At 35.6% G+C, this 12,490-nt stretch carries 2 protein-coding genes; both read left to right on the top strand.

Annotation, left to right across the window (positions count from 1 at the left end):
• Window positions 1-22: 22 nt before the first annotated feature.
• On the top strand, window positions 23-6,067 hold the full coding sequence (locus tag ABY905_RS08305; protein ID WP_372642452.1) for a gliding motility-associated C-terminal domain-containing protein: 6,045 nt from the start codon (window positions 23-25) through the stop codon (window positions 6,065-6,067).
• A 939-nt stretch (window positions 6,068-7,006) separates the two neighbouring features.
• On the top strand, window positions 7,007-12,490 hold a 5,484-nt coding region (locus tag ABY905_RS08300), incomplete at its 3' end, for a hypothetical protein (RefSeq protein WP_372642450.1).

Here is a 12,490-nt window from a genome sequence, read left to right as displayed (position 1 = left end):
TGCGAATTTAAATACCGAAAGTGTGACAAGTACTTTAACAGCTCCTGTTGAAGTTGTTTGTCAAGGGGCTGTGAATTATATTTTTGATATTGTAACGGTTGGTTCTCCAGATTTTGCTTGGAGATTTAATGATCCCAATGGGGCAGTAATTGGAACCAATAGTTTTTATGAGATTCCTCTTGTTGAATTAGCTGATGCTGGTGTTTATTATTGTGATATCACTCTTGAATGTGGAACTGTTGAAAAATATCAGCGTCAATTAGTCGTAAATAATCATATTAGTGTCGTAAAAGATCCTGCAACGATTTTGGATATATGTGAAGGAGATCAGACAGAGTTAATAATCAATGTGACTGGAACCCCAGCTTCTATTAAGTGGTTTGATAATGCAAATACTGAGTTAACTGCTTATGAGGGGGAAACAAGAATTTCAACTGGTATTATTGGAGCTTCTGGTTCCTATACTTATACTTATAAATTGACGGGAGATTGTGAAAACCCACAAGGCAATTTCGTTGTTACGGTTCATGATAAACCAAGTATAAATCCAATTGCAGATATTAATGGTTGTAATGGAAGTAATATTCCATTGAGTATGACTGTGGTTGGTGCGGACCTTATTCAAGAATCATGGTTAAATCCTGATAATAGTCTTTTAGCAAATGGATTAACAGCTATAATTACAGGAGCAACTTATCCAACTTCTTCTGGAAATTATACCGCTAAAGTCACGACAGATTATTGTGGTGATTTTACGACTATTGCTAAAGTAAATGTTTACGCACCGATAGGAGTTGTTTCAAATTCTAACCTAGCTCCAACACCATGTGTTGATGAACCTCTTAGTTTGATCGTGAATGGTAAAGGGGATGGTTTGTCTTACCAATGGTATAAGGGAGCCGCTCTTCCTGGAGAAACAAGTAATGTACTTGACTTAGATCTAGCTGATTTAGGTGATGAAGGAAATTATAGATGTGAACTCATATCTGTAAATGGTTGCGGTAACGTTGATGTTAATTTTGTTATTGATGTGCGTGAACATGCAAGTATGACAACACAGCCTTCGGCTGTTATTATTTGTGAAGATGATGGTCCGGCTACTTTTAATGTAGTTACTTCTTCGGAAGGAACACCAGCTTATCAATGGTACGATAATGCTGGAGTTATGTCAGGTGAAACATCAGATAATATATCAATTGCAGATTTATTAGGAAATGATGGACAATCATACTACTGTATTGTGAGTGATGGTCTTTGTAATACAGTTGAGTCAGAAAAAGCAAGTTTGACTGTGAATCGAAATGTTAGCATTACAAAACCACCTCAAGATATTATAATTGCTGAAGATGGAGTAGCAACATTCTCTGTTGAAGCTGAAGGAACTGAGCCTTTTACTTATAAGTGGCAGGATAATGGCGCTTTGATGGGCGGTGAGACCTCATCAAGCTTAACAATTGATCCAGCTCTTATAGGGCTTAATGGTCATTTATATAAAAGTTTAGTTAGCAATACTTGTTCTACAGATGTAGCTAGTGCTGAAGCGACTTTAGTTGTTGATCCTGCAATTAAGATAACAACTCAACCTGTTGATCAACATGTTTGTATAGATGATACATATAGTTTTGTCGTCTTCTTTAAAAATTCAGCGACTACCTGTACATGGGAATATAGTACGAATGGAGGAGGAGTTTATAATGATGTGACATTTGGGACGGTTATTGAAGTCGCAGAATCAGGAACTTTGGATAAAAGTACTTTGACTGTCACTAATGCGACTGCTGGAATGGATGCTTGGAAATTTAGAGCTTTAGTAACGGATCCTGACAACTATTCAAGTGTAGTGAATTTAAGAGTTGATGTTCCTGCTAGTTTCAACACTATTGCAGATAAGAAGATTTGTTATGGTTCTGGTGCTAGTTTTAATGTGACAAATTTATCAGGACCAACGCCTAATATTTATAAGTGGAAAAGAGGCGGTACAATTATTGGGACCAACAATTCAAGTCTAAATCTTGTTGCAGTTGATGCAACTGATGGTGCTTATTCTGTAGGTGTTACTGCTGGTGTTTGTCCAGCCGTTACAGAGAATTTTAATATTTCTCATCATGAGGTTTTAGATTTGGATAATCTAACACATGCTAATCCTCTCTGTCCAACTGATAATATCGTTTTAGATGCTGTATTTTCGGGTGGCCCCGCTGTTTCTGCGACATACTCGTGGACCAAGGATGATGTTGATTTAGGTGAGGCGAATAGTTCTTATACTAAATCAAATATATCAGCTGTTGAAAAAGGCCTTTACAGAGTAGAAGTTGAAGATCTTTGTATGAGTAAATCTAAGTCAATTTATATTGATGTCTTAGATCCAATTACAAAAACTGATACATGGATAAACGAAACGCTTTGTGTTGGAGATAATTTATTCCTTGAAGCTAAGGTGACTGGTGATAATCCTACTTATGATTGGACAGTGTTACCTGCTGGCGTTGCTGATCCTGGAAATGTTGCACTGCTTAAAGTTGATGTGGTGGCTGAACTTAATGAAGGAACCTATACTTGTGTTGTAAGTGGAAGTTGTGGAACTGATGTGACTTACACGGTTGATATTATTATTAACGATGTCCCAAATATTACAAATGGTCTTAATTTAGCAGCAGTTTGTGAAGGACAAGCTCTTGAGTTGGGTCCTATTGCATATGATGCGATTACTGGTGAAAGTATCAGTTGGAAATATAACAATGGTATTTTAGCTGGTGAAATATCGCCGACTTTAGATTTGTCGACTGCTGAGATTGCAGAAGAAGGTAATTATAAGATAGAAGTGACTAATGCTTGTGGTACTGATTTCAGTGTAGCTTATCAGGATATTTATCCAATACCAACGCTTGCACCTATAGCTGATCAAATAGTTTGTCAAGGGGAAGATGTTATTTTTAGAGCAGTAGCAGCTGGTGGAAATTTAACTTATCGCTGGTTGATCGATGATCTTGCTCAACCTGCATTTGATGATCTTACAGAGATTGAACTTTCTAACATCTTTGCATCAGATGCCAATACTGCTAAAAATTATAAAGTAGAGTGTCGAGTAAGTTCATGTGGTACGGATCTAAGTGAAATTGCAAATCTTACGGTGAATCCAAATACCATATTAAACACCTCACTTAAAGGTGAAGTCGTTTATGTTGGAAATAATCATGTGTTCGATTTGGATATTACAGGTGGCAATTTGACTTTTGAATGGCATCACATCAATACAGCGAATGTTGATACTGAATTGGTAGCAGTTACAACTAAGAATCTAGCTATAGATGAGCTTAGTATGGCAGATGCAGGTGAATATTACTGTAAGATCACGGGTGATTGTGGTGTTCGTTTTACTTCTGGATATTTGACTGTTAAAGATCCAATGAAGGTTGTTGATGGCTTGAATACGCTTGCCGATATTGAGAAATGTTATGGAGAGTCTTTAAACTTAAATATTAGTGTTGAAGGTGAAGTTTTCTCAATCAATTGGTTTAAAAACGATGTGGATCTTGTACATCATGAATTAAATTATTCAATACCTGGACTAGATGTTTCCGATGCTGGATCTTACCGTTGTGAAATTGTTGGTGAAGGATCTAGTTTAGAGGAAACTGTAAATGTGATAGTATATCAAACTACAGTTCTAAATTCTGATTTAAAGGATAAAGTTCTATGTGAAAATGAGAATCTATCCTGGATTCCTAAGGTGTCTGGTTCATTACTGACTTATGATTGGAAGCATAAAGGGAAAACTGTTTCAACAGATGCTGCACTTAATATTTTGAGTACTCCTCTGGATTCTGCAGGTATTTATTCTGTAGATGTAACAGGTAAATGTGGACGTGTTTTTACTGATGCTAATCTAACTATCAAGAAACTTCCTGAGTTTATCAGTAATAGCGAAGATCTGGAAAGATGTGAAAATGACGCTGAAGCAATATTTACAGCTGATTTTAGAGGTGATAACTTAGTTTATCAGTGGCAAAAAGATAGTGTTGATATTCTTGGTGCTAATAGTACAGAGCTTAAAATTCAAAATTTAAGAACTAGTGATGCTGGAGCATACAAATGTGTTGTGAATTCTTCATGTGGTATTGCATCAGAAAGTCTTGAAATGAAACTTGTTGTAATTCCCCAACTCAAAATATTGAGTGAAAGTCCTGCAATGGAAGTTTGTGATGGAGAAAATGCTCAGTTTCTTGTTGAAGTTGAAGGAACCGATGAGGTTTATCAATGGCAAAAAGATGGTGCTAATCTTACTGGAGAAAATGCACCACAGCTTACAATTGATCCAGCGAGTCTAACGGAAGATGGCTATTACAGTTGTGAAGTGTCTGATAAGTGTACTGCTAAGCGATACTCAAATTCTAAGAAATTAACGGTTAATGCATTGCCAAATTCGCAAATTTTTGGACGAATGACGCTTTGTGTATTGGAAGATAGAGTCGCTTATACTACAGCCTTATTACCAGATATTAATTATGGATGGTTAGTTGACGGAGGTGCCTTTACCACTCCAGCCGAAGATGTTGTTAAGACCAAAATTACCTGGGGAGATGTGATAGTAGATAGTAAAGTAAGGTTAAAGATTTTAAATGAAGCGACAGGTTGCTATTTTGAAGTGGATTCTTTAGTTGAACTTCATCCTCTACCTGATGTAAATCTAACTACCCTTGAATCTAAGGGGATTTGTGAATCTGAATTCGCATTATCAGGCGGTTTCCCAACTGGAGGTATTTATTGGGTAAATGAAGTTGCTCAGAATACTTTTGATCCTTCACAAGGGAATGGCGAGTATCAAGTTCGTTATTCGTATACCGATGATCTAGGTTGTTCAAACAGTACAGGTGAACTTGTTATGAAAATTGATTCATTACCAATCGTTAAGATTGTTGAGGATATTGTAGTTGGATCTTGTGAAACTAGGATGTTGAGTGCGGAGACTCAAGAAAATAATATTAAATGGTCTCCGAGTCGATATTTAGATGATCCAAATTCTGAAACACCGACTTTTACAGCTGGAGAAACAACCCTTTATGTTGCAACTGTAGTTGATAAATATGGATGTGTTGGTAATGATATTGTAAATGTAACTGTTGCTCCGCTACCTCTTATCACAACAATAAACGATACGATTATTGGAGAATGTAAAGAGATCGAGTTGACAACGCATATCTCAGGTGATATTAAAGAAATCAATTGGACGAATCCAAGCGATTTAGATAATTTCAAGAATTCTAATCCGAAATTGATAAAACGTCATCTCGGTGTAAATGATTATCAGATTAATGTAACTGATGAATATGGTTGTGTTGGTTCAGCTTCAATAAAAGTTGAAGTGTTACCTAATCCAGAAGTTGGAGAGAATCAATTCTTGTGCGAAGGTGAAACACTGCTTGTTGATACGAAAGATCTTTCTAATCCTGTTTGGGATGATGGCTATACAGCTTGGGAAAGAACGATAGACAAGCCTGGAGAGTACGTGTTAAGCGTTGAGCAGAATGATTGTGAATTGATTCAAAAGATCTTAATGAATCCTTCACCAAAATTTGAGTTGGATAAAACAATTCAGCCTGGAATCATCATTTTTGAGGGACAAACAATTACTCTCGATCCTGAGCTTAATCCGGATTATGGTCCATACGTATACGATTGGAGTGATGGTAGTGTATTGCCACAATTAGTAGTGAGTGAGTCGGGTGTTTATACGCTTAAAGTCGAAGATAATATAGGCTGTATTGCAATTGATACTGTTATGGTAGAGGTTAAGCCTATTGGAATTGAATCGCCCAATGCATTTACACCCTTGTCAAAGAACGAAAATGATCGTTTCTATCTGAAAGACATTAATGTGACTGATAAGTTTGAAATGTATATTTATAATCGTTGGGGAGAGCTGATGTATCAGACAAAGGAGGCTGGTTATGCCAATGGTTGGGATGGAACCTATAATGGAGAGGATTGTCCTGTTGGAGCATACGTTTGGGTTTTGATGTTAGATGGAGAAGTGAGAGAAAAAGGTAATGTAATCTTAGTTCGCTAAGCTTATTAAGTATGTTTAATTTAAAGAGTTGGCCATGGGTCAACTCTTTTTTTATACAAAATATTTTGTCTTAAATCAATATTATACAAAAGGAATATTGTGTAAATCAAACTGTAATTATTGATGATGGAGTTTTTTTTATCAAATTGAAATTTGGTGGAGAGATAATATAATCTTTGTGATCTAATTACTTAATATATAGATTCTACTAAGTATCACTACAAGCTCCTGCTTCAAACTTTTTAAGTGAAGAGATATTTTCCGACTTTACCATTTATCAAATTATTTTCCATGAAAAAGATTAGATATGCATCTAGGTGAATTACACCAAATGCCTATAGAGTTTTAATTAGAGAAACTCACCTTGAAAAGCTTTTAGTCAGTATTAATTGTCCAATATTTTCTGAGTTGAGAATGTCTAGTTTATTTTCATGTTTGGAATAGAAAATAGCTTGTTTCTAGTACGGATCAAATTATTAGTAGAGATTGGGATATAGTTGAAAGAGTGCTCGCTATATAAAAAAGATTCTTGCCTTTTTTTTAAAAGAATTATTTGGACAATTACCTCATCAGAAGTAAAAGTTTGGAAAATATTTTTAATTAGTTGGTATCAGAAAATCGACGGACTTGAATACGAGGTTTTCAGAAGCATTAAAAACACAATTCAAGATCATTATCAAGTTATTTTATACTATTTCTATAATCGGCACGAATGCTCCAATAAACCTTAAACGCAATGATAGAAGCCTTTAGTTTATTGCTTAGAGGTGTATATATTGTTTTTTTTCAAATGACAAAAATATACGTTTAACGGAAGCTCCTCTATTGTGAGTTTGAATTGATCCGATATTTTGATTGTTTAATCAAAAATATTTATCAAATTCACTATGTTGTTATGTTCATTATTTGTATTTTTGAAGACTAACCAAAATTCTTTTGATGAATTATTCATTCCGCTCTACGAAAATCAAGGCTTGTTTTAAAATAGCTATTCTAGTTTTCTTATTTATACTTCCTTTTGCTAGTAAGGCTCAGTTGGATTATATCCACTATGTACCACCATTATATAATGGTTCTAGCAATAGTGGTGATATTGGAAAGCATGTTGCAGTAATTTCGACTAATTCCGATGTGTTGATAGATGTTGATATTTTTAAAGGAGGTGCAATTACTCCTTTTGAAACTATTCAGGTATCCAAATCAGCACCATATCGATATTTGTTTAAAACAACAGCAGGCAACAATAGTGGAACTATATCTAATCCTACAACATATGATTTTCCTTTTGGTGTTATCGGCCCTAATAAGTTGAATCTAGTATTGCCTGATGATGGTCTGAAATTTAGATCATATGATTCACCTGTTTATGTCAATATTAGGCATGTCAGCAGTGTACAGGGAGGATCTTTAACGACTAAAGGTCGTTTTGCAATGGGGAAAGAGTTCCGATCTGGTCATGTCTATACTGATGATCCTTATAAATCTACAAGCAGACGTTCTCATTTTCTATCCGTGATGGCAACTGAGGATAATACGAAAGTTTATATTACTGATTTGAGAACAGGAATATTAACCGATTATCTGGTTCCTTCTGTTTATAGTTTCGATGTTCCAGTTTCAAATGCTTTACCCGAGATTACTCTAAATAAGGGAGAAAGTTATGCGATTGCAATAGATCATAATCTGACGAATATTGATGGTGATAAAATCAACGATATGAATGGTACACATATCGTTTCAGATAAGGATATCGTTGTCAACACAGGTTCCTGGACAGCAGGACCTAATAGTGGACAGGATATGGGGCTCGATCAAATTGTGCCATATGATCAAATTCGTGATCAGTATGTGGTTATGAAAGGTAAAGGTGATAATAGAACGGAACGGCCTATTATTGTAGCTACTGTTGATGATACTTATGTTTATGTAAATGGATCAGGATCAGCGATTAATCCTAGTACACCCCTTGCGGCAGGAGAATACCTAGTTATTCCCGAAACTTATTATGAAGATCCAGATAGTAAGGGAATACCTACTATGTTTATTGATACCAAAGACAAAAACGTTTATGTTTATCAAACCATGTCTGGTAGTGCGTCAACTATTGGTCCAACCGTAGGTATGAATTTTATTGCCCCTCTTGCGGCAACTGGTATGCACCAGGTTGATGTGCCTTTTTCAGGAGAATTAGCATATAAGGGAGTTACTGCAGTTATCACAATTTTGGCTCAAAATGATGCTAATATTAAATATTCAATTGATGGTGGAACCGCTATTAGCCTAGATGAAAATGATGCCACAAGTATCCCTGGAGCTCCAGAGTGGAAAAGTTACAAGGTGAATAATGTAAGTGGTAATCTACAATTCCAGGCAGAGAAAGCTATTAATGTGGCTTGGACTGTTCAGTCTGGATATATTGGTTCTGCAGGTTATTATTCTGGGTTTTCAAAAGCAATTCCAAAAATTGTAACTGACTTAGATGTTTCTTTCGAAACAGGATTAAATGTAGTTTGTGAAAGTTATGATACCAATATAGAAGTTGGAATTGAAGCAACTCCAGATCCTGATTTTATTGAGTGGTATGAAAATGAGGTGAAAGAAGAAAATCTAATTCCTACAGAGACTAAAGGGAAATTGGTTGTACCTGCTCCTGACGTTGATACAAAGTATATTGTAAAGGCCTACTTTCGAGATCCGGCATTAAATATTAATACAAATGCAAATATCAATGCTGGTCAGGTTGTATTTACTACAGGTTTTGATTTATCAGAAGGTAATATGCAAGAGCCAGGAACCTATGGGATCAGCACGACTCCTAAAGTAGAGAATTCTGGTTTTATTGATGTATTAGCTGAAGAAGGTAGAGAGAAGATATTAATTGTTTACTCTGATGGACAGGCTAAGACTATCTATGAGAAAAAGGACATGCCGATTGACAGGGAAACGAATTATATAATAAGTGTGGTTGGTAAAATGGCTAAAGTAGATAAGCCTCAATTGGTAGATTTATATATTAATGAAGAAAAAATTAAATCAAATTTCTTAATGAATAGTGTTGATAAGTGGCAAACTGTTTCAGCATTGTGGAAATCTAAAGATAATCAAAAAGCAACAATTAAATTGGTTGATGCGAATGCATCAGGGGTATCAGGTGTGTTTGCAATTGACACAGTAGCCTTTGCTATTGCAGCCGAAGAAATAGGTGAGTTTAATGCATTGGTTGTGCCTAGTTATAGTGTTACACCTCACGACAAACCAGAACATTTTTGTAAAGGTGGAAATGGAAATATTGATGTATCAAATGAAGATTACAGTTGGTACAATTACAAGTGGGAAAGAAAGGTTAGTGAAGGAGTTTATGAAGATATTCAAGAAGATAACGTTACAGGTAAAGCAACTCATAATTTAGAGTTCTTGGCAGTAACAGATGCTAATAAAGGCATATATCGTTGTACAATAACTTTCAATGAAGATTATCAAAAATGTGGAGAAGCAGTTGAACCAGCAATTTTAGAAGTTGAAGTTATAATTGATGAACTGGCTAATATTAGATCACTCACAGGAAACTCTGATTTATGTGAAGGTGAATCTGCGGCATTAGAAGTTAATGTTGAAGGTAAGTATAGTAGAATTGCATGGTCAGTAGGTGGTGTTGAGAAGGCGGAAGGAAAAGTTTTCGATTTCAATTTAGATAAAGCTTATGAGGCTGGTGTCTATCCAATTCGATGCGATGTTGAAAATGCATGTGAAGCTCTATCTCAAGAAGTTCAAATTGAAATTTTTGGCAAGCCAAATTTAACTGATTTACAAGTTCCAGAAGGATTGTGTGATCAAAAATCAGTGAATTTAACTGCTGTTGGTCCTGTTCTAGCAGGAGCTACTATGGAATATTCATGGTACCGAGGAGCGACATTGATGGCTACAAATAATTTGGCAGTATTTCCAGTCGTGCCAAACATGAGTGATTCATATTATAAAGTGGCTGTTGCAGCTCATTATAATATTGGAGATGCAGATAATCATACCTGTATTGGTAATGAAAAGATTGTAAACCTAGTGGCAGGTGATATTTATCCACAAGTTGTACTAACAAATCTTACTCCAGTTATCAAGTGTGAAGGTTTATCACATTTATACAAAGCAGAATTGGAAACTTCTGGTAACTATTATGCTTATTTATGGGAAACACCATCAGCTGTTGGTGGAGATAAGTCAAGCGCGGATCTTAGTTTGACAGATATTACTACCGATATGGCAGGTAGTTATAAGGTAACTGTAACCAATCGTTGTGGTACGGCAAACTCTACTAGTACGCTTTCTATAAAACCCAAATCGCTACTAACTGGCGTTTCATTCTCAAAAGATGGACCTTATTGTTCGGGTGATTTTGTTACTGTAACGATTAATGATATTGGTTTTGCAAGTGCTTATAAGGCTACGAATTCAGCTAAAGGTATTAACAGAGATCTAGGGATTAATAAATCATTTGACATTACAGTTGACGCATTAACGGAGGGAGTCTGGCAGGTTACTGCAATAAACGATTGTGGTGATATAAAAACTTCATTTACTATCGATTTAGTTAATAGTTTTACTCTAATACCCATTGACACTATAAAAGCATGTGTTGGCGATAATCTAGTGACATTAGAAGCCATTGTTGAAACACCACCTGCAGGGATAACCTATCAGTGGAAAGATCAATTAGGAAATGACCTTGTTGATGAGACAAGTTCAACCTTAGTATTTAATCCTGTAAAACTTACTGATGCTGGTGACTATACCTGTGTTGTAAGTGATGGCATTTGTTCTACTCAACAAGCGATAGGAACTTTAAGTATTGATGATGTTACGACTGTTAATTTAACGCCTGGATCATTAGATATATGTGAAGGCTTAACGCATCATTTTGAGGTGAGCTATGTGGGAAACCCAACATTTGCTTGGTTCTTTACAGGAGCTGATAATGTAAAGACAAACTTGAATATTTCAACCTCATCTTATAATACTCCATTATTAGACATGGCTGATGCAGGTTTGTATTCTTGTGAAATAACAACAGGCTGTGGTCTTAAAGTATTTAAACAAACATTAAATATTTTGACCAATGTCACTGTTACTAAAGATCCATCCGTAATATCGGATATTTGTGAAGGGGAACACACCACATTAATTCTTAATGTAACAGGTTCTTATGCATCAATTAAATGGTATAAGGATGGAAGTGAGTTAACTGGAGAGTTAAACAAAAAAGTTATTTCTACTGAGGAATTAGGAACATCAGGAACTTTCGAATATAAATATATTGTTGAAGGTAGTTGTGGTCCTGTTGAAGGAACATTCGACGTTACTGTACATGATAAACCAAGCATAAATGCAATTGCTGATATTAATGATTGTAATGGAAATGATATTCCACTAGCAATGACCGTTGTTGGAGCTGATTATATTCAAGAATCATGGTTGAATCCTGATAACAGTCTTTTATTAGATGAATTAACAGCTACAATTACAGGTGCAACTTATCCAACTTCTTCTGGAAATTATACCGCTAAAGTCACTACAGATTATTGCGGTGATATCACGACTATTGCTAAAGTAAATGTATATAAACCTATTAATGTTCTTTCAAATTCTGAATTGAACCCTACACCATGTGTTGGTGATCCATTAAGTTTATCGGTAACGGGTGAAGGAGATGCTTTATCGTATCAGTGGTATAAAGATGTAACGCCTCTAGCTGTTCAGCCAGATGAAAATATTCTTGATTTAGGTGCAGCAGTTTCGACTGATCAAGCGACTTACACATGTGAACTTATTTCTGGGAATGGATGTGGAAATGTGAATGTTATTTTTGATGTAGATGTGCGTGAACATGCTAAGATTACTTTACAGCCTACTGCAAAAACACCATGTGAAGGTGATGCATCGGTAACATTTATTGTTTCTGGAACAGCTGAAGGTACTTTATCTTATAAGTGGCATAAAAATAATATTGAAATAAATGATGGTCCAGATTTTACTGGAACAAACACTACAAATTTAATAGTTTCGAATTTATCATTATATGATAATGATCTGTTCCATTGTAAAATTAGTGGTGATTTCTGTACGCCTGTCTTTTCAGATCAAGTAAGCTTAAATGTCATTAAAGATATTACGATGACACCACCTACTGATCAAACGATAGATGAAAATGAATCAGCTACTTTCTCTGTTACAGCTACAGGTGGGGGTACTATTACATATCAGTGGTTTGAGAAAACAACAGCTGGTGGAGCAGTTTTTGTGAGTATGGGTAGTAGCCCAGCTTCAGCACAAACGGCTAGTTTGACTTTAGCTTCGGTACCATTTTCAAAAGATGGCTATGAATACCGTTGTGAAGTGACAAATGGAAATGCTTGTGATACAAAGAATGGTGAT

Source organism: Ancylomarina sp. (assembly GCF_041555295.1).
GTDB lineage: Bacteria > Bacteroidota > Bacteroidia > Bacteroidales > Marinifilaceae > Ancylomarina.
Note: the sequence above shows the minus strand (reverse complement) of the source record. Positions and strands in the feature narration are given on the sequence as shown.